Source organism: Microbulbifer sp. SH-1, assembly GCF_011326135.1.
Taxonomy (GTDB): domain Bacteria; phylum Pseudomonadota; class Gammaproteobacteria; order Pseudomonadales; family Cellvibrionaceae; genus Microbulbifer; species Microbulbifer harenosus.
The window spans coordinates 3,157,887-3,178,833 of record NZ_CP046948.1 but is presented as its reverse complement, the minus strand read 5'-3'; the positions used below and the strand labels follow the sequence as shown (position 1 = coordinate 3,178,833).

Annotated in this window: 22 protein-coding genes, 1 tRNA gene and 1 riboswitch; of the genes, 16 read left to right on the top strand and 7 right to left on the bottom strand. The window is 62.1% G+C overall.

Annotated elements, in window-relative coordinates; genetic code table 11:
- Positions 1–6 precede the first annotated feature (6 nt).
- From GNX18_RS13050 to GNX18_RS13030, 5 genes are all read left to right on the top strand, one after another.
- Positions 7–489 carry an SCP2 domain-containing protein gene (locus tag GNX18_RS13050; protein ID WP_166218638.1) on the top strand — a complete coding sequence of 161 codons (483 nt, stop codon included), beginning with the start codon at positions 7–9 and terminating at the stop codon, positions 487–489.
- A gap of 32 nt (positions 490–521) precedes the next feature.
- Positions 522–1,514, top strand: coding sequence for a peptidase U32 family protein (locus tag GNX18_RS13045; RefSeq protein WP_138237139.1), 993 nt, complete (start codon positions 522–524; stop codon positions 1,512–1,514).
- A 42-nt stretch (positions 1,515–1,556) separates the two neighbouring features.
- Positions 1,557–2,429 carry a U32 family peptidase gene (locus GNX18_RS13040; protein ID WP_138237138.1) on the top strand — a complete coding sequence of 291 codons (873 nt, stop codon included), beginning with the start codon at positions 1,557–1,559 and terminating at the stop codon, positions 2,427–2,429.
- A gap of 41 nt (positions 2,430–2,470) precedes the next feature.
- On the top strand, positions 2,471–3,304 hold the full coding sequence (locus tag GNX18_RS13035) for a peptidylprolyl isomerase (RefSeq protein ID WP_138237137.1): 834 nt from the start codon (positions 2,471–2,473) through the stop codon (positions 3,302–3,304).
- 111 nt (positions 3,305–3,415) lie between these two features.
- Entirely contained in the window at positions 3,416–3,802 is a 387-nt protein-coding gene (locus GNX18_RS13030; RefSeq protein WP_138237136.1) for a putative zinc-binding protein, read from the top strand.
- Between the two features lie 12 nt (positions 3,803–3,814).
- On the opposite strand, the gene GNX18_RS13025 is transcribed toward GNX18_RS13030, so the two are convergent.
- The 5 genes from GNX18_RS13025 to GNX18_RS13005 all read right to left on the bottom strand — a co-directional run bounded on the left by GNX18_RS13025 (position 3,815) and on the right by GNX18_RS13005 (position 10,288).
- Positions 3,815–4,453, bottom strand: coding sequence for an anaerobic ribonucleoside-triphosphate reductase activating protein (locus tag GNX18_RS13025; RefSeq protein WP_138237135.1), 639 nt, complete (start codon positions 4,451–4,453; stop codon positions 3,815–3,817).
- Between the two features lie 116 nt (positions 4,454–4,569).
- Positions 4,570–4,731 carry an anaerobic ribonucleoside-triphosphate reductase gene (gene nrdD / locus GNX18_RS13020; RefSeq protein ID WP_138237134.1) on the bottom strand — a complete coding sequence of 54 codons (162 nt, stop codon included), beginning with the start codon at positions 4,729–4,731 and terminating at the stop codon, positions 4,570–4,572.
- 47 nt (positions 4,732–4,778) lie between these two features.
- Positions 4,779–6,863 (bottom strand): ribonucleoside triphosphate reductase, encoded by a 2,085-nt coding sequence (locus tag GNX18_RS13015; protein WP_166218636.1) that lies wholly within the window; start codon positions 6,861–6,863, stop codon positions 4,779–4,781.
- Between the two features lie 129 nt (positions 6,864–6,992).
- Entirely contained in the window at positions 6,993–8,795 is a 1,803-nt protein-coding gene (locus GNX18_RS13010) for a bifunctional protein-serine/threonine kinase/phosphatase (RefSeq protein ID WP_166218634.1), read from the bottom strand.
- Between the two features lie 14 nt (positions 8,796–8,809).
- On the bottom strand, positions 8,810–10,288 hold the full coding sequence (locus GNX18_RS13005; RefSeq protein ID WP_166218632.1) for a NarK family nitrate/nitrite MFS transporter: 1,479 nt from the start codon (positions 10,286–10,288) through the stop codon (positions 8,810–8,812).
- Positions 10,289–10,605: 317 nt separating this feature from the next.
- On the opposite strand from GNX18_RS13005, the gene GNX18_RS13000 reads away from it, so the two are divergent.
- From GNX18_RS13000 to GNX18_RS12965, 9 genes are all read left to right on the top strand, one after another.
- Complete coding sequence (locus GNX18_RS13000) at positions 10,606–11,907, top strand: nitrate/nitrite transporter (protein WP_166218630.1); 1,302 nt, start codon at positions 10,606–10,608, stop codon at positions 11,905–11,907.
- A gap of 118 nt (positions 11,908–12,025) precedes the next feature.
- Entirely contained in the window at positions 12,026–13,231 is a 1,206-nt protein-coding gene (locus GNX18_RS12995; protein ID WP_166218628.1) for an alginate export family protein, read from the top strand.
- Positions 13,232–13,374: 143 nt separating this feature from the next.
- Positions 13,375–13,513, top strand: a riboswitch (molybdenum cofactor riboswitch).
- Complete coding sequence (moaA, locus tag GNX18_RS12990) at positions 13,502–14,479, top strand: GTP 3',8-cyclase MoaA (RefSeq protein WP_166218626.1); 978 nt, start codon at positions 13,502–13,504, stop codon at positions 14,477–14,479. (Overlaps the previous riboswitch by 12 nt.)
- Before the next feature lie 3 nt (positions 14,480–14,482).
- Entirely contained in the window at positions 14,483–14,617 is a 135-nt protein-coding gene (locus GNX18_RS19765) for a hypothetical protein (RefSeq protein ID WP_256367320.1), read from the top strand.
- A 15-nt stretch (positions 14,618–14,632) separates the two neighbouring features.
- Positions 14,633–15,175 (top strand): molybdenum cofactor biosynthesis protein B, encoded by a 543-nt coding sequence (moaB, locus tag GNX18_RS12985; protein ID WP_138237129.1) that lies wholly within the window; start codon positions 14,633–14,635, stop codon positions 15,173–15,175.
- A 4-nt stretch (positions 15,176–15,179) separates the two neighbouring features.
- Entirely contained in the window at positions 15,180–15,671 is a 492-nt protein-coding gene (gene moaC, locus GNX18_RS12980; protein WP_138237128.1) for a cyclic pyranopterin monophosphate synthase MoaC, read from the top strand.
- A complete protein-coding gene (locus tag GNX18_RS12975; RefSeq protein WP_138237127.1) occupies positions 15,664–15,909 on the top strand; it encodes a MoaD/ThiS family protein in 246 nt (81 codons plus the stop codon). The genes moaC and GNX18_RS12975 overlap by 8 nt, the downstream gene beginning before the upstream one ends.
- 6 nt (positions 15,910–15,915) lie before the next feature.
- Positions 15,916–16,371, top strand: a complete 456-nt coding sequence (gene moaE / locus GNX18_RS12970; RefSeq protein WP_138237126.1) for a molybdopterin synthase catalytic subunit MoaE — start codon at positions 15,916–15,918, stop codon at positions 16,369–16,371.
- Positions 16,372–16,399: 28 nt separating this feature from the next.
- On the top strand, positions 16,400–17,164 hold the full coding sequence (locus GNX18_RS12965; RefSeq protein WP_138237125.1) for a HesA/MoeB/ThiF family protein: 765 nt from the start codon (positions 16,400–16,402) through the stop codon (positions 17,162–17,164).
- A gap of 89 nt (positions 17,165–17,253) precedes the next feature.
- Here the strand turns inward: GNX18_RS12965 and GNX18_RS12960 are convergent, their stop codons facing one another.
- A complete protein-coding gene (locus GNX18_RS12960) occupies positions 17,254–18,141 on the bottom strand; it encodes a LysR family transcriptional regulator (RefSeq protein WP_166218624.1) in 888 nt (295 codons plus the stop codon).
- Positions 18,142–18,232: 91 nt separating this feature from the next.
- Here GNX18_RS12960 and GNX18_RS12955 point away from each other — a divergent pair, with 91 nt between their 5' ends.
- Together GNX18_RS12955 and dkgB are read left to right on the top strand one after the other, a co-directional pair.
- Positions 18,233–19,432, top strand: a complete 1,200-nt coding sequence (locus GNX18_RS12955; RefSeq protein WP_166218622.1) for an MFS transporter — start codon at positions 18,233–18,235, stop codon at positions 19,430–19,432.
- Positions 19,433–19,503: 71 nt separating this feature from the next.
- Entirely contained in the window at positions 19,504–20,310 is an 807-nt protein-coding gene (gene dkgB / locus GNX18_RS12950) for a 2,5-didehydrogluconate reductase DkgB (RefSeq protein WP_166218620.1), read from the top strand.
- A 221-nt stretch (positions 20,311–20,531) separates the two neighbouring features.
- Here the strand turns inward: dkgB and GNX18_RS12945 are convergent.
- Positions 20,532–20,608 (bottom strand) — tRNA-Arg (locus tag GNX18_RS12945).
- Positions 20,609–20,947: the final 339 nt, after the last annotated feature.

The following is a 20,947-nucleotide window of genomic DNA, read 5'->3' as shown; positions in this document are numbered from 1 at the left end:
ATGCGTATGCACAGCAATGTTCTCAGAACAGGCTTCAGGCTCGGCGTAACCGTGGCGAAGCGGCTGCCATCGCGGCCGCTGGAGCTGGCGGCGGTGACCATGCTGAACCGCCAGCTGGCAGAGGAGCTTATTGCCGGGGAGTTCGATTTTCTCGACGGGCGCCAGCTTGATATCGCCGTCACCGATCTCGGCCTGCAACTGCGCATTGGCAAGCGCGCGGCGTCCCTGGTGGCGTTACCCCGCGCGAAACCCGAGTGTCGCGCCGACGCCACCATTGCCGCCTGCGCGGCGGACTTTCTCGCGATCGTCAGCGGCCGTGAGGACCCGGATACCCTCTTTTTCCAGCGCCGCCTGACCATCAGCGGTGACACCGAGCTCGGGCTCACCGCCAAGAACCGCCTCGACGCCATCGACCGCGGTCGCATACCGCCGGCGCTGCAGCGCGCCATCCGTGCAATGGCGGAATCCCTTGCGCCCCGTGTGGCATAGCAACCGGGTTGCATAAAACGTCGGAGAAAAATATGGAACTGGTGTGTCCCGCCGGCAGTCTGCCGGCCCTGGAAGCCGCCATCGACAACGGTGCCGATGCGGTCTACATCGGCTTTCGCGACGAGACCAACGCACGGCACTTCGGCGGTCTCAATTTTGATGAGCGCCGCGCGCAACAGGCGCTTGCCAAAATCCGCGCGCGCGGCCGCCGCCTGTTCGTCGCCATCAATACCTATGCGCGCCCGGACAGGTTCAGCCGCTGGCAGAGTGCTGTGGACCGCGCCGTGGATCTCGGCGCGGATGCGGTGATCCTCGCGGATATCGGCCTGATGGATTACGCCGCCGAACGCTACCCGGATCTCGCCCTGCACCTGTCGGTGCAGGCCTCGGCCACCAGCGCCGCAGCGCTGTCGTTTTACCGGCGCAATTTCGGCATCCGCCGCGCGGTGCTGCCACGGGTGCTGTCACTGAAACAGGTGCAGCAGCTGGCTCGGACAAGTCCGGTGGAGCTGGAGGTGTTCGGCTTCGGCAGCCTGTGCATCATGGCCGAGGGCCGCTGCCATCTCAGCTCCTACGTCACCGGTGAATCGCCGAATATGAACGGTGTGTGCTCGCCGGCAAAAGCGGTGGAGTGGCAACCGACGCCGGCCGGGCTGGATGCACGTCTTAATGGTGTGCTGATCGACCGCTTCGGCGCCGGTGAAAACGCCGGCTACCCCACCCTGTGCAAGGGCCGCTTTGTGGCCGACGACCGCACCGGCCACGCGCTGGAGGAGCCGGTCAGCCTCAACAGCATGGCGCTGCTGCCAGCGTTGTGTGCCGCCGGCATAAAGGCAATCAAAATCGAGGGCCGCCAGCGCAGCCCTTCCTATGTGGCGCAGGTGGTGCGCACCTGGCGCGAGGCCATCGACCGGCTGGCCCGCGGGGGCGAATTCCACATCGATCCGCGTTGGGCGGATACCCTCAGTCGGAACTCGGAAGGCAAGCAGACCACCCTCGGGGCCTATGAGCGCCCCTGGCAATAATCGAACGCCCCTGGCGGTAACCGGATTGCGGAGAAGTTTTTTATGCGCCTGTCCCTGGGACCCAACCAATTTTACTGGCGTCGTACCGATATCAACCTGTTCTATGAACAGATGCTCGAAACTCCGCTGGATGTGATCTATCTCGGCGAAGTGGTGTGCGGCAAGCGCGATGAACTGCGCGCGGCCGACTGGATCGAATTGGCCTGTGCACTCGCCGACAACTCGGACAAACAGGTGGTGCTGTCCACCCTCGCGCTGCTGGAATCCGGTGCGGACTTCAGCTGGGTGCGCAAGGTCTGCGACAACGGTCGCCTGCTGGTGGAGGCCAACGATATGGCCGCGGTGGAACTGCTGGCGGAGGCCGGCCTGCCATTTACCTGTGGCCCGGCGATCAATCTGTACAACCACCGTGCGGTGGCGCAACTGATGACTATGGGCATGCAGCGCTGGACCGCGCCGGTGGAAATGAGCGGTCACCAACTGGGTGAAGTATTGACCCGGCTCACGCACAAACCCGAGGTCGAAGTGCTCGCCCACGGCCTGCTGCCCCTGGCCTATTCTGCGCGCTGCTTTACCGCCCGCCATCTCGGGCTCAGCAAAGACAACTGCGGCCGCCGCTGCATCGAATTCGCCAGTGGTATCCCGCTCACCTCGCAGGAGGATCAATCGCTGTTTGTAATGAACGGCATCCAGACCCTGTCTGGCGAACCCGTAAACCTGCTGAGACAGATGGACAGCCTGCGCACCACTGGCGTCGACCTGCTGCGCCTGTCGCCGCAGGTACACGACATGCGGGCGGTGATCGATGCCTTCGACCGCGCCCGAAATGGCGACACCGATCTGACATTGTTACTCCTCGGCGTCGATGGTTACTGGCGCGGCCAGTGCGGCTTTGACCTGATTGCATCGGGCTGAGCGTTCGCTCTCCGTTTCCGGACACACTACTGGAGATTCTTATGAGCCCACTATTGGCAAGCGACAAAACCGCGGAGCAGCAACTGTTCTTCGCCCCGGTCACCGTCAATGGAATCGAGATTCCACACGCGCACATTTATGCGGAAATGCAGTACTACCCCGCACCCACCCTGCAGGAGGCAGCGTACCGCGCCGCCCGCGCGCTGGTACTCGGCCACCTGCTGCGCGCCGAGGCCGCCGCACAGGGATTGTGTGCCGAAAACGAAGACATCAACGGCGAAGCTTTCGAGTCCGTCGTGGAGCAACTGCTGGCACAGTCACTGGATATCGCGGAAAGCAGCCGCGCCGAGCGCGAAGATTTCTACACCAACAACCGCCACCACTTCCTGTCGTCCCCACTGGCGGAAGTCCGGCATATCCTGCTCCCGGTCACCCCCGGTGACGATGCGGCGGTCGATGCACAAGAGACGCTGGCGCAAAAGCTGTTGCAGGAAATCACCCTCGCCGACGATCCGCTGGTGACCTTCTGCAATCGCGCGCGCGCGGATTCCGCCTGCGAGTCCGCCAAAACCGGCGGCAGCCTCGGGCAGGTCAGCGGCGGCCAAATGGTGCGTGCCTTCGACCAGGCCGTCTTCACCGGCAATACCGGCCTGGTCCCCCATCCGGTGCGCACCGAATACGGTTGGCACCTGATTTACGTGGAGCAGGTCCAGCTCGGCCGTCAGCTGGAATTCGACTATGTGGAAGAAAAAATCCGCGAGTATCTGGCCGAACGCCGTCGCCGCGCGGCGCTGGATGCCTATATGCACGGCCTGGTGGCCGCGGCGGAGATTGGGGGGATTGATATGCTGGCGGAGGCGGGAATACCGAACTGAGTCAGATCTCCAATCCAGAGTAAACACAGCCGGGGTCGAATCCATGATTCGGCCCTGTTGATTCGAGCGCGTGCGCTGGGTGATAGCGCCCGCCACCGGGGGAGGTTGCCTATGACCGACAAAAAGAGTTATCGCGAGTTGCCACTGGTCTATGCCTGTTCCGGCTGCTCCAGCGCCGCACAACTCACCAACGCACTGGCGGTCAAGCTGGACCGCATGAAACTTGCGGAAATGTCCTGCATTTCCGGCGTCGGCGGCGAAGTGCCGGCACTGTTGCGGATTGCCAGATCCGGCCGTCGCAAACTGGTACTGGACGGCTGCCCCCTGCACTGCGCCAGCAGCTGTCTCAGCCGCCAGGGCATCGTGCCCGACGTACACATAGACCTGTCGCAGGAAGGTGTGCGCAAAAAAATGCACACCGATCCCGCCCCGGAAGAAATCGAGCGGATACTGCAAACGGTGATCTCGCCGCGGCTGGCGGAGCTCGAGGACAAGTAAGCGCCGGTGGGTTTACTGGCGGTGGATAAGTGCGCGGTGCAGTGCGGGGTCGAGACAGTTTTCGGTGTTGCACTTCTGCACGACCAGTTCATCAATTCCGATTTTTTTCAGTTCGTACCGTATCTGTGCGATTTCTTTCTCAGTGGTGAGGGACGGGTGGCGGGTCAAGCGGATCTGCAGGGGGACCCGTGCATCCGCCAGGAGTCTGGCGCTTTGCCAGGCGGCTTGGCCGCTGTTGCGCACCCTGGTGATGGCGGCGTAGTTCTGTGGCAGGGCTTTGATATCGAGGCCTACCCAGTGGAGTTTGGGAATGAGTGTTTGCAGTCGTCGCGGGTAGATGCCGGCGGTGTGCAGGCCGATTTTGAAGCCCATGGCGGCGACCTGGTCAATGGCTGTTTCGAGGGCGCCTTGTGCGGTGGGTTCACCGCCGGAGAAGACCACAGCGTCGAGCAGGCCGCGTTTTTGTTCCAGGTGTTGCAGCAGTTGTGGCCACTGGTAGAGGTCGTCGTTTTTTGCCGGTAGCAGGCCGCCGTTGTGGCAGTAGCGGCAGCGCCAGGGGCAGCCCTGGCAGAAGACGACGGCCGACAGCGCGCCGGGGAAGTCGATGGCGGTGAAGGGAGTGAATCCGCCTACGCGTAGTTGTTCTTTCATCGTATGGGCGTCAATCCGGTGGCGGTTCTATCGCGCGTTCTATGGTGTGCTGCAGCCGGGCCATCCTTGACCCGGTTGAACGGGCTGTTTTTCCACAGCCCGTTCAATCGCGTGTGTCAGCCGGCTTTCTTTTCCGCGACAAAATACTGTCGCTCCGCATGTTCCGACTGCTTGCCCGGATTCCAGAATGACACCGGGCGGTGGTAGCCCATTACGCGGCTCCATACTTCGCAGGGGGTGCGCTCTTCATCGCGGAGCGTGATCGTCTTGGTTTCCATGGTTTTTCCTCTTTTGTTTGCTGTGGTTGGGGTCAGTGTGGGGTCAATCAGTGTTCACCGCATTTGCGTTTCTGTGCGATCAGCTCTTCGTCGCACTGCGGGCAGAATGGGTGTTCGCCGCTCAGGTAGCCGTGTTTCGGGCAGATGGAAAAGGTCGGCGTGACGGTGATGTACGGCAGGCGGAAGTTTTCCAGGGCGCGGCGCACGAGGGTGCGGCAGCTGTTGGCGTCGGGCAGGCGTTCGCCCAGGTACAGGTGCAACACGGTGCCGCCGGTATAGAGGGCCTGCAGGGATTCCTGGCGGCGGAGGGCCTCAAACGGGTCGTCGGTGAAGCCGACGGGCAACTGGGAGGAGTTGGTGTAGTAGGGCGCCTGTTCGCTGCCGGCCTGCAGGATGTCCGGGTAGCGCTTTTTGTCCTCGCGGGCGAAGCGGTAGGTGGTGCCTTCGGCGGGAGTGGCTTCGAGGTTGTAGAGATGGCCGGTAGCTTCCTGGAATTCGGTCATGCGCGTGCGGATATGTTGCAGCAGCCGCTCGGCGAAGGCGTGGCCTTCGGGGCTTGTGATGTCGTCGCGACCGGCGCTGAAGTTGCGGATCATTTCGTTGATGCCGTTGACGCCAATGGTGCTGAAGTGATTGCGCAATGTGCCCAGATAGCGCTTGCTGTAGGGGAAGAGGCCGGCGTCCATGTGGCGTTGAATGACCTTGCGTTTGACTTCGAGGGAATCGCACGCGAGTTCCAGCAGTTGGTCGAGGGCTTTTATCAGGGCGGCTTCGTCGCCGGCGTGCCGGTAGCCGAGGCGCGCGCAGTTGATGGTCACTACGCCGAGAGAGCCGGTCTGCTCGGCGGAGCCGAACAGGCCGTTGCCGCGTTTCAGCAGTTCCCGCAGGTCGAGCTGCAGGCGGCAACACATGGAGCGCACCATGTTCGGACTCAGGTCGGAGTTCAAAAAGTTCTGGAAATAGGGCAGTCCGTAGCGCGCGGTCATCTCGAACAAGCGCTCGGCATTTTCGCTGTGCCAGGGAAAGTCCGGGGCGATGTTGTAGGTGGGAATGGGGAAGGTGAACACGCGGCCGCGGGCGTCGCCCTCGCTCATCACTTCGATGTAGGCGCGGTTGATGAGATCCATTTCCTGCTGGAGCTCGCCGTAGGTGAATGGCATTTCCTCGCCGCCTATCACCGGCACCTGTTGGCGCAGGTCTTCCGGGCACACCCAGTCGAAGGTGAGGTTGGTAAATGGAGTCTGGGTACCCCAGCGCGAGGGTACGTTGAGATTGAAGATCAGCTCCTGCATGCACTGGCGCACTTGTGCATAACTCAGCTGATCCTTGCGCACGAACGGCGCCATGTAGGTATCGAAGGAGCTGAACGCCTGGGCGCCGGCCCACTCGTTCTGCAGGGTGCCGAGGAAGTTGACGATCTGGCCCACGGCGCTGGACAGGTGCCTGGGCGGTGCGGACTCCACTTTGCCGGGCACGCCGTTCAGGCCCTCGTTCAACAGGGTGCGCAGGGACCAGCCGGCGCAGTAGCCGGCGAGCATGTCGAGATCGTGGATGTGCAGGTCGCCGTCGCGGTGGGCGGCGCCGATCTCCGGGGTGTAGACGTGGTTGAGCCAGTAGTTGGCGATCATCTTGCCTGCGCTGTTCAGGATCAGGCCGCCGAGGGAGTAACCCTGGTTGGCATTGGCAGCCACGCGCCAGTCCGCCTGCTGCAGGTATTCGTCGATGGAGGCCCCTACGTCCACCAGGGTCTGGCGGTCGGCGCGCAGTTGCTGGTGGCGGCTGCGATGGGCGATGTAGCCGCGTGCGGTGTCCAGATGGTTGTTGCTGATCAACACCTGCTCGACGATGTTCTGGATGGCCTCGATATCCACCGGCGTGTCGCCGTCGTAGCGGTGGCCGATGACCTTGACCACCTGGGCCGACAGCAGCTCCGCCTCATCCTGCCCGAAAGCACCGGCGGCCTGGCCGGCGGCGAGAATGGCGCGGGTGATGCGATGGCGGTCAAACGCCAGGGTGCGGCCATCGCGTTTGCGCACCAGGTATTTGCCGGTGCCGCCCGTGCGCGGTGCGCCGCCGGGTGATCCTGCGGCAGGGGTGGGAGCGTTGGCGGAAGCAGGCGTGGGGTCGGGCATGGGGAACTCTCTCTCACTGTTTTTGGCCATGTTAGCGGCGCGCTTGCGGCGAGGATTGATCTGGGTCACCAGATGTGGTGTTTTTTTGTTTTTCGAACACAACATGTTGTGATTTTTGAATGCGTGGCGTCAGGGCGAAGAGAACAGTGCCAGCAGCGCCAACAGGGTCACGCCCCATAGGGCACACAGCAGTTTCCAGAACAGGGAGGCATGCTGGTGGTGCAGGTCGGAGGGGTCGTCCCGCAGATACCGCGGGTTGGGGTTTGCCAGGTCCGCCATGAAGTCGTCGAGCGTGTGGTAGCGCTGTTCCAGATCAATGGCGCAGCCGCGCGCCAGGGCGCGGTCGAACCACAGCGGGATCACCGGGTTGAATTGGCGCGCATCGCGGTAACGCAGGCGCTCGTAGTCACCGCGCGCGCGGCAGTCGTTGATTTCTTCGCCGTAGGGCAGCTGGCCGGTGAACAGTTCGTAGGCGATGGTGGCGAGCGCGTAGAGATCGCCGCGGATGCCGGTATTGCGGCCAAGCAGGGTGTGCGGGTCGGAATAACTCGCCGTGCCGAGTGCGCTGCTGTGCTGCAGCGGGCGGAAGATCTCCGCGGAGCCGGCTATGTACACCGAGCCGAAGTCGACGATGCGGGCGTGGTCGTCGCGGTCGATCAGGATATTGGCGGGGCGCAGGTCCTGGTGCACCGTCTCCTGGTCGTGGAATGCCTGCAGGCCAGCGGCGATCTCCTGCAGCAGACGGAAGGCGCGCGTCGGTTTGGGGAAGCGGTTGTGTTGCATCCACTGTGCCAGGGTTTCGCCTTGGATGTATTCCATCAGGTAGTAGAGCGCGGTGCGCGGCCGCTGCTGGCGGAGCACGCGCGCCACCCGCGGGTGCTGGATACGCAGTCCCACCCACTCCTCCTGCACGAAACGGTCGATGTAGTGCAAGTCGTCGGCATAGTTCGCCGACGGAGTCTTCATCACCAGTTGCTCGCCGCTGGCGGTATCGCGCACCAGGTAAAGCTGGCTGCGCGGGGAGGCGTAAAGTTCGCGCTCGACCAGGAAGCCGTCCAGGCGCATGCCGGGTTCCAGGGGGGGCGGGAACGGCAGCCGGGTGAGCTGGCGGCTGTACTCGTCGAGTGTGGTGGCGGGCAGTGCAATGATCTCCAGCACCACCGCACTCAGGTTGTCGTCGCTGCCGGCGAGCAGCGCCTGCTGCACTAAGGCGTTCGCCTTGTGCTGGGCGCTGGCATCGGGCGCGCTGAGAATATCGCGCAGAGTTTCCTCGGGCAGGAAATCGTGCACGCCGTCGCTGGTGAGCAGCAACCGGTCACCGGGGGCGAGTTCTATACGGCCGTAGTCCACCTGCAGCGCGGTATCCATACCGAGGGCGCGCACCAGCATCTGGCGCTGGCGCCCGAGTATCACGGTGTGGTCGCGACTGGCCTGGCGCAGCTCGGCGCCGCGCATATGGTAGATGCGGCTGTCGCCGACGTGGAAATAGTGCGCGGTGCGGCTCTTGATCACCAGTGCGGAAAAGGTGCACAGGTAACCCTTCTCCTGCTGGGTGAAGGCGTGGCTCAGGCGGTAGAGCTTGCTGTTGATGCTGGTGAGTGCCTTCTCGCCGGCGCGCGCCACCGGCCAGGTATCGGGCACGTTGAAGTAGTCGCTGACGAACTGGCGGGTGGCGGTTTTGCTGGCGTGGGCGCCGGCCTCGGCGGAGCTCACGCCGTCGGCTACCGCCGCCACCGCGCCCAGGTATTCGCGCAGGTGTGGATCGTCCGGCCAGTGGAATATCGCCGCATCCTCGTTGTCGGGCTTGCGCCCGGCGAGTGTGGCGAGGCCACTTTCGAGCAGTGGCGCGCTGCCGCCGCTGTCATTTGACGGGGCGGGTTTCGCTCCCTGCTTACTGTTCACTACCCGTTTTCGCACCACGCCCTGCGTCATGCTCCGTCTCCGGTTTATTCCACATTGATCAGTTGCACACTGCCGTCCGGCAGGGTCTCGGCGATGGTGCCGGCGGGCTCGTCGAGGAACCAGCAGATCCCGGCGATGACCGCGGCGGACCCGGCGATAATCAGGAAGAAGTTGCTGTAGTCGACGTAGGACAGCGCGGTCAGGTACACCACGCCGCCCACATTGCCATAGGCTCCGGTCATGCCGGCGATCTGGCCGGTCATACGGCGCTTCACCAGCGGCACGATCGCGAACACCGCGCCCTCGCCGGCCTGCACGAAGAAGGAGCAGCTCATGGTGGCGAGCACCGCGATCCAGATCCACCAGGTGCCGGTGATCTGACTCAGCACAAGGTAGCCCGCGGCGAGCCCGCAGATCAGCACCATCAGGCTGCGGCGGCGGCCGAGCTTGTCACTGAAGTAGCCACCGGTGGGGCGAGATACCAGGTTCATGAACGCGAAGCCGGAGGCCAGCAGGCCGGCGCTCACCGCAGACAGCCCTTCAAAGGTATCCAGGAAAAACAGCGGTAGCATGGACACCACCGCGAGCTCGGAACCGAAGGTGACGAAGTAGGCAAGGTTGAGAATCGCTACCTGCTTGAATTTGTACTTCTCCAGCTCCGGCACGCCGTGTCTGAGGTTGTCCCTGTTCACCCGCCAGATCTGCTGGGTCTGGAACGCGAACAGCAGGGCCAGCACTGTCCACAACAGATAGGTCGTCTGCTGGCTGAGCAGTGCCACCCCGAGCGGTGACAGTTTGTAGACAAGCAGTGCCAGCGCCAGGTACATGGGGATGTTCATCAGCAGGTAAAAATGGAAGTCCCGCTTGCTGGTGACTTCGAGGCCGCCGCTTTTCTTCGGCTTGAAGTAGGTGGAGCCCTTGGGGGTGTTGCGCGCGATACGGAAGTAGACGATACCGTAGAAGAAGGTCAGCACGCCGGTAGAGGCCAGCGCGTAGCGCCAGCCATCGTCGCCGCCAAACAGCAGCGCCAGGGTCGGCAGGGTCATGGCGCCGGCGGCGGAACCGAAATTGCCCCAGCCACCGTAGATGCCTTCGGCGAGGCCCACCTGTTTGGCCGGGAACCACTCGCCCACCATGCGGATGCCGATCACGAAGCCCGCACCCACAAACCCCAGCAGGAAGCGGAACAGTGCCAGCGCCTCGTAGCTGCTGGCAGACGCGAATCCCATGCACAGGAAGGAGGAAATGATCAGCAGCATACTGAAGATGTGCCGCGGTCCGAAGCGGTCGACGAGAATACCGATCACGATGCGCGCGGGAATCGTCAGTGCCACGTTCAGGATCAGTAGCGCCTTGATCTGCTGGCTGCTGAGCTCGAAGGCCTCCTTGATGAACACTATCAGCGGCGCGTGGCTGAACCACACCAGAAATGTCAGGAAAAATGCAAACCAGGTGATGTGCAGCGTTTTTATCTTCGGGTCTCTCAACGAAAAAAATTGAAAGTGGCCATCGTCTGTCTTCATCGCCGCGCAGCTCCTTGTGAATTCTGGAAGAAAAAAATCAGCAGGTTCGCGCCGATGCTAGAGCGTTGGCGGCGGAGGAAAAGCGCGCGGGAGTGGTAACTCCGGTAGCGGCTGGGGTGGAACTACTCACTTGGGGAGAGGTGGCGCGGGGGAAAATCGCGGGAAAAATGCCGCAAAAACGTGGGCGCCTACCCTGAAGGAGGTAGGCCGGAGAGGTGGGTGCGCGGGTGCGGTGTCATTGGGGGTAAAGTGGCGTCGCCAACCGCACGGCTGCGTAACATATTCCCGACCTGCTTTATTCCCGAGGAATACACCCCATGCACTACACGCAACAGCTGGCCGGCCGCGCCCTGATCGCCGCCACTGCCCTGTTCACCGCCAATTTCTCCGTGTGGATTCTGTACGCGGTGATCGGGCTGGATTTCGCCACGCGCCTCGCGTTGTCCGCCACCGAGTTCGGTGTGCTGTTGGCGGCGCCGATGCTGAGCGGTGCACTGCTGCGTTACCCGGCGGGTCTGCTCAGTGAACGCTGTTCCGCGCGCCGGCTGCTGGTGTGGCAATCGCTGCTGCTGGTGCCCGCGCTGCTGTTGCTGCCGCGGGTGCATGGTTATGTAGCATTGTTGTGGCTCGGGCTGTGGCTGGGGATTGCGGGGGTGAGCTTTGTGTTGGGGGTTCGTTACCTGAGCCCCTGGTTCGAGTCGCGCAATCAGGGTTTTGCGCTCGGCGTATTTGGCGCCGGCAATGTGGGGGCGGCCATTGCGCTCGCCTGCGCGCCGGCGGTGGCCAACTGGCTGGGCGACGCGATGGTGGGGCCGGTATTCGCCGCCGGTTTGCTGCTGGTGACGCTGCTGTTCGCGCTGTGGGCGCCGAAGGAAACACCCTATATGCGCAGCCGCCGGCAGCCGCCGCTGTCGTTCCATCTCGAGCCGCTTACCGACCTGCGGGTGTTGCGCTTCGGGCTGTATTATTTTTTTGTCTTCGGCAGTTTTCTCGCGCTGCTATTGTGGCTGCCGCGCTATTACGTGTCCGCCTACGGCGCGGACACCAAAACCGCCTTGTTGCTGACGCTGCTGTTCGCCACCCTGTCGAGCTCGGTGCGCGCGGTGGGCGGCTGGTTTGCCGACCGTTATGGCGCGCGCGCGGTGAACTGGAGCGTGTTCTGGACCTGTCTGGTGTGCCTGTTCTTCCTCAGTTACCCGCCCACCAGCATGACCATCCACGGTGTCGAGCGGGATGTGCAACTGAATATCGAGGTGGGCATTGAACTGTTTACCCTGTTGATCCTTGTAATCGGTATTGCCCAGGGCTTCGGGCGCGCTTCGGTGTACCGCATCGTGTTCGACAAGTACCCGCGGCAGATGGGCAGTGTCAGCGGGCTGGTGTCCTCCATCGGCGCGCTCGGCGGCTTCAGCCTGCCGGTGCTGTTCGGCCTGGCACAGGACATTGTGGGTATTCACAGCGCCGCATTCATGGTGCTCTACGGCGTACTGGCCTGTTGCATGCTGGTGATGTATCTGGCGCTTGAACGCGAGCGCACGCGGGAGCGGCTGATGTTTGCCCGTGCGCATAACTTTCTGCACGACGCCGATACGCTGCCGGATCTGCCCCTTCGGGAGTAGCGTGGCGCGACCGGGGGAGTAGCGGCGCCGCGCTGTGCCACTTTCGGGTGAATTTCCCGCACGGCGCAGTCGCGATAGTTTCCCTACCCGGAACTGTCATCGCCGCTGAGGAAACCCCATGAAAACATGCCGCCTTGCCCATGCCGTCCGCCACACCCTGTTCATCGCCGCCGGCAGTGTCGTTACCCTGCCCACCGTCGCGGAGACCGTGAACACTGTCACCGATGCCCTGATGGGCGGCGACGCGCGCCTGGGGCTCCGCTACCGCTTCGAAGGCGTGGATCAGGACAATTTCAGCGAGGACGCGAGCGCCTCCACCCTGCGCTCGCGCCTCACCTGGACCAGCGGCGACTACCGCGGCTTCACCGGCGTGCTGGAACTGGATGATGTCAGCGCCATCGGCAATCCACACTACAACTCCACCATCAACGACAACAGCACCTACCCGGTGGTAGTGGACCCGGTGGGGACCGAAGTCAATCAGGCCTATATCCGATACCGCGGGGAAAACTCCGTGGCAACCGCCGGCCGCCAGCGTATCAATCTCGACGGCCAGCGCTTTGTCGGCGGTGTGGGCTGGCGCCAGAACGAGCAGACCTATGACGGATACCGCTACCAGTACGGCTCGGAAAAGAGCCTGCAGCTGGATTACAGCTACGTATACAACGTCAACCGGATTTTCGGCGAAGACAGCGTCAATGCCGACCTCAGCGGCGATATCCAGCTGTTCCATGGAAGTTACCCGGTGACAGAGCGCCACAGGCTCAGCGCGTTTGTCTACGAGCTGGACTTCGACCGCGCGGCAAACGCATCCAGCCGAACTCTGGGCGTCGACTACAAGGGTGGCTTCGGCCCGCTCAAGGCCAGGCTAAGCTACGCCAGACAAACCGAAACCGGCGACAGCGCCCTGGCGTACAGTGCCCCCTACTATCTGGCGGAACTTGGTGCGGCGCTGGGCACGGTAAACATGTGGGTTGGCGGCGAAGTGCTGGGGGCCGACAACGGCAGCGGCTTTGCCACGCCGCTCGCCACATTGCACAAATATCAGGGCTTCGCCGACAAGTTCCTGGCAACACCGGCAGATGGCGTCGAGGATCTGTATGTCGGTGTCGCCATGAAGGTTGCAGGAGGCAACCTCGACATAACCTATCACAGCTTCAGCGCCAGCGAGGGTGGGGCGGATTACGGCGGTGAGTGGGACCTCAGCTTTGCACGCAAACTGACCGAGCAGTTGAGTGGCGAAATCAAGTACGCCAGTTACCGTGCCGACACCTTCAGCGTGGATACCGACAAAGTGTGGCTGATGTTCACTGCGAATTTCTGAAGCGCAAACCCGGGTTGTAAAAGGTTGTGGATGACGTTTTTCAACAAGCCGCTAAAACGGGGCTCTCCTGCTCGCGACATACACTCCTCCCCCGGGAGTACCACCATTGCCCCGAGCGGAATAATACGGTGTTGATACACTGACTGCGGTTTAAACACCGAGTCCCTTTACCTACACGGCCACTGCCGCAGGGTGCCGGGACCGTGGCCATACCGGCCACCAGGGTTGCGCGGGAAACCGCGCGGCCTCCTGAATCTGGAAAGGCGTTTAATGTTACAAGACAGTTTTGGGCGCAGGTTCTACTACCTGCGCCTGTCCGTGACCGACATCTGCAATTTCCGCTGCAATTACTGCCTGCCGGATGGCTATCAGTGCGGCCAGTCGAGTGCGCGGGAAAATCCGCTCAGCGTTGTCGAGGTGGGCACGGTGGTAGGAGCCTTTGCTTCCCTCGGCACGGAAAAGGTACGCCTTACCGGCGGAGAACCGTCGCTGCGTAAAGATCTGGAGCAGCTGATCGAAACCGTCAAAAGCGTCGACGGCATCCGTTGTGTCGCCATCACTACCAACGGCTACAGACTCCCCATGGAAATCGACGCCTGGCAGCGCGCCGGGCTGGATCAACTCAACGTCAGTATCGACAGCCTGGACCCGCAGCAATTCCGGGCAATTACCGGCCACGACAAGCTGGATACAATCCTGTGTGGTATCGACCGCGCGCTGGCACTGGGCATTCCCACCAAAGTCAATGCGGTGTTACTGCGCGAGCACAACTTCGCCGAGTACAATCACTTTCTCGAGTGGATCCGGGTCACACCGGTGAGCCTTCGCTTTATCGAGCTGATGCGCACCGGCGACAACCGCGATTTCTTTGCCAGCAACCATGTAGCCGGCAGCGATATCGAAAAGCTGCTGCTGCGCACCGGCTGGGAGCAGGTGGTGCGTCCCCGCGATGCCGGGCCGGCGAAAGAATACGCCCATCCGGACTATGCCGGTCGCATTGGCCTGATCATGCCCTATAGCAAAGATTTCTGTGTCAGTTGCAACCGGCTGCGCATGTCTGCCCAGGGCGCGCTGCACCTGTGCCTGTTTGCAGAGCAGGGCATCGATCTGCGCGATGCCATCGGCGGCGGCGATCACCAGGCGCTGGCGGAGCAGATCCGCGCCGCCGTGTGTGGCAAGAATGCCAGTCACCAGCTGGCCAGCGGCTTTACCGGTGCCACCCGCAACCTGGCGATGCTGGGAGGCTGAACGGTGTCCCGGCAGTTCACCAGTTGTGGCGCGCGCCAGCTGACGATGCCTGTGCGTGCGCAGAGCTTCAGCAACATGAATACCCCCGCCGAATACGCGGCGAACTACCCGCAACAACTTTTACCTGAATCAGACTGAACGGACGGACGCATTATGGCTGGACACGCTGAACAAACTTTCGAGCCCCTCAATATCGCGGTGTTGACCGTGTCCGACACCCGCACCAGCGACAACGACACCTCCGGCGCCTATCTGGTGGATGCGCTGCAGCACGCGGGCCACCGGCTGATGGAAAAACTGATCGCCCCCGACGATGTGTACCAGCTGCGCGCGGTGATCTCGCGCTGGATCGCCGAGCCGCAGATCCAGGTGGTGCTGGTCACCGGCGGCACCGGGTTTACCGATCGCGACTCCACCCCGGAGGCACTGCTGCCACTGTTCGACAAAACCGTGGAGGGGTTCGGCGAACTGTTCCGGCATATTTCATTCGGCGAGATCGGCAGTTCCACGGTGCAATCGCGCGCACTCGCCGGGTTGGCCAACCACACCCTGATCTGCTGTATGCCCGGCTCTACCGGCGCCTGTCGCACTGCCTGGGAAGGCATCCTGCTCCAGCAGCTGGACTCGCGTCACCGCCCCTGTAATTTCGTGCCGCATATCCGCGCGGCGCAGCCAGCCTGCGAATCCCGGGAGTGATGGGATGAGCCGGTTGACCCATCTCAACGAGCGCGGTGAGGCAAACATGGTGGACGTCACGGATAAAGCCATAAGCGAACGCAGTGCCCGCGCCGAAAGTGCCGTGCACATGAGTGCCGAAGCGTTCGAGCTGCTGGTGACCGGCAGCAACAGGAAAGGCGATGCACTGTCAGTGGCGCGCATTGCCGGTATCCAGGCGGCGAAGAAAACCTCTGAGCTGATTCCGCTGTGCCACCCGCTGGCACTGACCAAAGTGGACGTGGAATTTGAATTGTTGCCCGAGAAGCACTGCGTGCACATTTTTAGCTACTGTCGCCTTGCCGGCCGTACCGGGGTGGAAATGGAAGCACTGACTGCCGCCGCGGTGGCGGCACTGACCGTCTACGACATGTGCAAGGCCGTGGACCCGGCAATGGAGATCGGCCCCACCCGCCTGGTGGAAAAATCCGGCGGCAAACGGGGGCACTGGCACTGTGATGAGGTGACACATGGTTAAGGTTCTGTTTTTTGCCAGCCTGCGCGCGCGCCTGGGCACGGCCGAGCACTGTTTGGAAGATTTTTCCGGCAGCGTGGCCGAGTTGCGCAACCGTCTCGGTGAGCTGTTCCCTGACTGGCAGGCGCCGCTGCAAGCTGCCGATATTCAGGCGGCGGTCAACCAGGAGATCGCCGCGGCGACTACCCGGATTACCGATGGCGATGAAGTCGCATTTTTCCCGCCGGTCACCGGAGGTTAAGAGGCGATGGATTTTATTGACGTCCGCACGGCGCCCTTTGCGGTGGGCGATGAGTATGCGGCACTGCGCGCGAACAACCGCAGCGACGGAGCCAGCGCCCTGTTTGTTGGTTCGGTGCGCGACTTCAATGCCGGGGTCGGTGTCAGCGGCCTGGCGCTGGAACACTATCCGGGCATGACCGAAAAAAGCCTGCAGCGCATCGTCAGTGACGCACGCACCCGCTGGGAACTGGGCCGGGTGCGCCTGCTGCACCGTGTCGGCGCCATGGCCGTGGAGGAGGATATCGTATTCGTGGGAGTAACCAGCCCCCACCGCCAGGCGGCGTTCGCTGCCTGCCAATACATTATGGATCGCCTCAAGACGGAGGCCCCCTTCTGGAAGCTGGAATCCGGCGAGACCGGCGACACCTGGGTGGCCGCCCGCGACAGCGACCGACGGGAGCTGGAAAAGTGGGCCCGATAGCAATGTGAATTTTCGATGGGAAAACTACGTGATCAGTCATAAAGATCGTATCCGCTACAGTCGCCAGATCATGTTGCCGCAAATGGGCGAAGCGGCCCAAGAGAAGCTTGCCAGTGCCCGGGTGATGGTAGTGGGGCTGGGAGGCCTGGGTTGTCCGGCCGCGCTATATCTCGCTTCAGCAGGTATTGGTGAACTGCATCTGGTCGATGGAGATACGTTGGCGCTGTCGAATTTACAGCGCCAGATCCTGTACAAATCAAACCACATTCACAAGCCTAAGGCGCTGGTTGCCGCCCAGCAATTGGGGGCCGTGAACCCACATATCCGGATACTGCCTTATGTAAAAAAGGCAAGCGAGGCCTGGCTTTCAGAACACGCGTCTCGCGTGGATCTGGTACTGGACTGTACCGATAACCAGCGAATTCGCCAGAGTATTAATCGGGTCTGCAGGGAGATGGCGGTACCCGTGATCATGGCCTCAGTGCAGGGCTTTTCGGGTCAGTTGGTAAGCTTTGATTTTCGTCGAAAGGGTTCACCATGCTACACCTGTTTTTTTCCGGATACTGAACAGGAACGAGTGGATAACTGTGAGACATCAGGTGTTATTGGACCTGCACTGGGAATTGTCGGTAGTGCTCAGTCACTTGAAGCGATCAAGTTATTGGCGGGCCTGCCACTTGGCAGCCTGGATACCCTGCAAGTTTTCGAGGCGGAAACGCTCGACTGGCGCCGCCTCTCGCTTGGGAAGGAACGATGTGCAGGTTGTGCGGAGCCTATGGCGATAGCGCGTTGAGCGCACATCTTTCCGCATGCACGACTAGTGGTTCATATAGTGGTTCATACGCTGCTGCGGACCCGCATGAGTGAGGGCGGCGGGCCGGCTCAAAGTTGCAACCGCCCACCGAGGAATTCGAGAAAGGCCGCAATCCGCGGCGAAACGGCACCGCTTCGATAGTAAACCGCCTGCACCGGCTCGCGCGGGTTCGGGCTCTGCAGCGCTTCGCCAAGCACACTGACCAGATGCCCATGCGCAATGTCCTGGCGAACCATGAAATTCGACAGCAGGGCGATGCCCTGACCGGCGAGTGCCAGTTGCCGTATGGCTTCCCCGCTGCTGGACGCGATTTGTGGCTGAAATGGCTGCGGTTGGCGAAACGGCAGAATGTTGAGGTGCGCGGCGTCGGCAAATCCGATCAACGTATGCTGCTCGAGATCTGCGATGTGCAGCGGCGTGCCCGCTTGCTCGAGATACGCCGGGCTCGCGACCAGGTGTAACGGGCTGCGCCCCAGCAAGCGCGCGTGCAGATTGGAATCTTCCAGCGTACCGATGCGAATAGCCAGATCGGTGCGCCGTTCGATCAGATCGATGATCTGTTCGTTGGCAATCAGCTCCAGTCGGATTTCCGGGTAGGCCGCGCGAAATGCCGGCACCAGCGGCACCAGCTGGTGCAGCAGGAACGGCGTGGCGGCATCCACCCGCAAACGGCCAGCGGGGCGGCGATGTTGCACGCGCAGATTTTCCTCGGCGGAGGTCAGCAGCTGCAGGCCATCGCGAATGGTCGCGACAAAACTCTGTCCCTCCTCGGTCAACTCCACCCGCCGCGTGGTGCGGTTCAGCAGCGTGGCTCCCAGCTCGAACTCCAGGCGGGTTACCGCGCGGGATACCCGGGCTACCTGGATATCCAGCAACCTGGCTGCGGCGGAGAACCCGCCGGTATCTACAACTGCCAGCAGGATTTCCAGGTCTTCGGTGCGCGAGACTATTGTCATATCTGCAAAATTCTTTTGTGTTTGCCACTATTTTTGTGAAAGGTAGCCATCGCCATACTCCGCCGCAACAGAAACCTGCGGAGTGATTGATATGCCCCTTGCATTACTGGCACTGGCGCTCAGCGCCTTCGCCATTGGCACAACGGAATTCGTGATAGTCGGACTTGTGCCAACCATCGCCCATGACCTGGCGGTGTCCCTGCCTTCAGCGGGGTTACTGGTCAGTCTCTATGCCCTTGGTGTCGCCGTGGGCGCACCTGTGCTCACGGCGTTGACCGGGCGCTGGAACCGCAAGGCGGTCCTGCTGAGCGTAATGGGCCTGTTTACCCTGGGTAATCTGCTGGCCTGGCTGGCTCCGGGCTATGGTTCGCTGATTGCCGCGCGCGTCGTGACCGGACTGGCACATGGCGTGTTTTTCGCCATCGGCTCTACCATCGCCACGAGTCTGGTGAGCAAAGACAAAGAGGCTGGTGCCATTGCTCTGATGTTTACCGGACTCACGGTGGCGCTGGTTACCGGCGTGCCGCTCGGTACCTGGATCGGGCAGCACTTCGGCTGGCGCGCCACTTTCCTGATCGTGTCTGCGCTGGGATTGATCGCGCTGGTGGGCAGTGCGCTGCTGGTGCCGGCCAATCTCAGGCAATCCACGCCCGCCAGCTTCAAACAGCAATTGGCAGTGTTGACCGAACCGCGCCTGCTGCTGGTTTATGCGATGACCGCGCTGGGCTACGGGGGTACGTTTACCGCATTCACCTACCTTGCGCCGATCCTTGAACAGGTCAGCGGTTTTGCCCCGGTGGCGGTCGGGCTGATCATGCTGGTGTACGGCGTGTCCGTTGCGGTGGGGAATATCTGGGGCGGCAAACTGGCGGATCGCCGCGGTCCGGTGGCGGCGCTCAGTATCATTTTCACCGCACTGGCCGCGATTCTCACCCTGTTTACCTTCACCGCGGGCTATCCGCTGGCGGCGGTGCTGACGGTGCTGGTCTGGGGTGCCTTTGCGTTTGGCAACGTGCCCGGGCTGCAGGTGTATGTGGTGCAGCTCGCCGAGAAACACGCACCACAGGCGGTGGATGTGGCGTCGGGCCTGAATATCGCCGCGTTCAATATCGGCATTGCCATCGGCGCTGTGCTCGGCGGTGCGGTGATCGAGCACCGCCAGCTTATGGATACCCCCTGGATCGGCGCGTTGATCGTGCTGCTTGCGCTGGTGCTGACGCGCCTGTCCGGTCTGCTGGATCGCCGTGACGCAGGCCGCACGGCGTTGGCGGCTGGTGGTAATCGCGGATAAGCAACCGCGATAACAACACGTTAAAAAATGATGACCGAATTTGAATCAGCTTGAACGGAGTAGAAAAAACCATGGCGCAAATACCCGAATTTGGACTGGGCACCTTCCGGCTCGAAGGTGAACAGGCCGAGCAATCGGTCAGGATGGGACTGGAACTGGGATACCGCCATATAGATACCGCCCAGATATACGGCAATGAAGCGGATGTAGGCAGGGCGATTGCCGGCAGCGGTATACCGCGCGCGGAAATTTTCCTGACCACCAAGGTGTGGCTGGAAAATCTCGGCGAGGATCGCTTTCTCGACAGTGTGCGTGAAAGCCTGCAAAAGCTGCACACCGACTATGTGGACCTGTTGCTGACTCACTGGCCGGCGGGAGAGCCGGGGCCGCCGATGGCCGACTATCTGAAGCGATTGTCGGACACAAAAACATCCGGCCTCGCGCGGGCCATTGGTGTATCCAACTTCACCACGACACAAGTAGAGGAAGCGGCCGCGGCTCTGGGCGAGGGCGTAATCGCGACCAATCAGGTGGAAATACATCCCTATTTCCAGAACCGTCGAGTGGTTGAGTACTGTCGCCAATGTGGTATTGCCGTCACCGGCTATATGCCACTGGCCTATGGCAAGGTACTCAATGATGAAACTCTGGGACAGATTGCCGAGAGCCACCGAGTCGGCATTGCGGAAGTCGTGCTTGCCTGGAGCTTGGCGCGGGGCGTTGTCACCATTCCCTCGTCAACCAACCGGACGCACCTGGCCAGTAATCTCGCCGCACAGTCTCTGCAGCTGACGCCGGCAGAACTGCGGCAAATAGATGCGTTGGAGCGGGGAGAGCGGCTGGTGAATCCCGGGTTTGCCCCGGCGTGGGATGATTGAGCCCTGTGCCGAGTTTGGTGGTGTGGCGCCCCGCGAGCCATAAACGAGAAAGGCCACCCGGAGGTGGCCTTTGCCTAGTGGCCCGAGAGGATTAGCTTCGCCCTTTGGACTCGCTGCTCTCCGGCGCTTTGCGCCTGCGAGTCGAACCTGGGATTTGGTCGAAACCCGCGGACAAGGGACGATATATAAAAAGGCCACCCAACGGGTGGCCTTTTTATATATGGCCCGCCCGAGAGGATTCGAACCTCTGACCTTTGCCTCCGGAGGGCAACGCTCTATCCAGCTGAGCTACGGGCGGAAAACGCGCGGCGGGACAGCCAGCGCGGACGCGGATTATACAGAAGCCGGGGGGCGGGGCAAAGGCCGGATTTGAGTGCCCGGCCATCCGGCTGTCTGTGGGAGGTGGCGGGATGATCGGAGTGCCGGCGGCGGGGTGTCGAATACGTCCCAAGGCGGGCGTCATCTGCCGCGGGGTTAGCCGTCACGTGTTGGGGGCGTTTGGGGTCTGCTCGAAGCTGATAGCGGCTGCAGGCGGCGCCTTTTGCTGCGCCAGGAGGACAGTACCGAAGTGGATTTTAGCCGCGCAAATAGTGGGCACCCCGGAACCGGGCGATACCTTTGAGTTAAAACGGTGCGG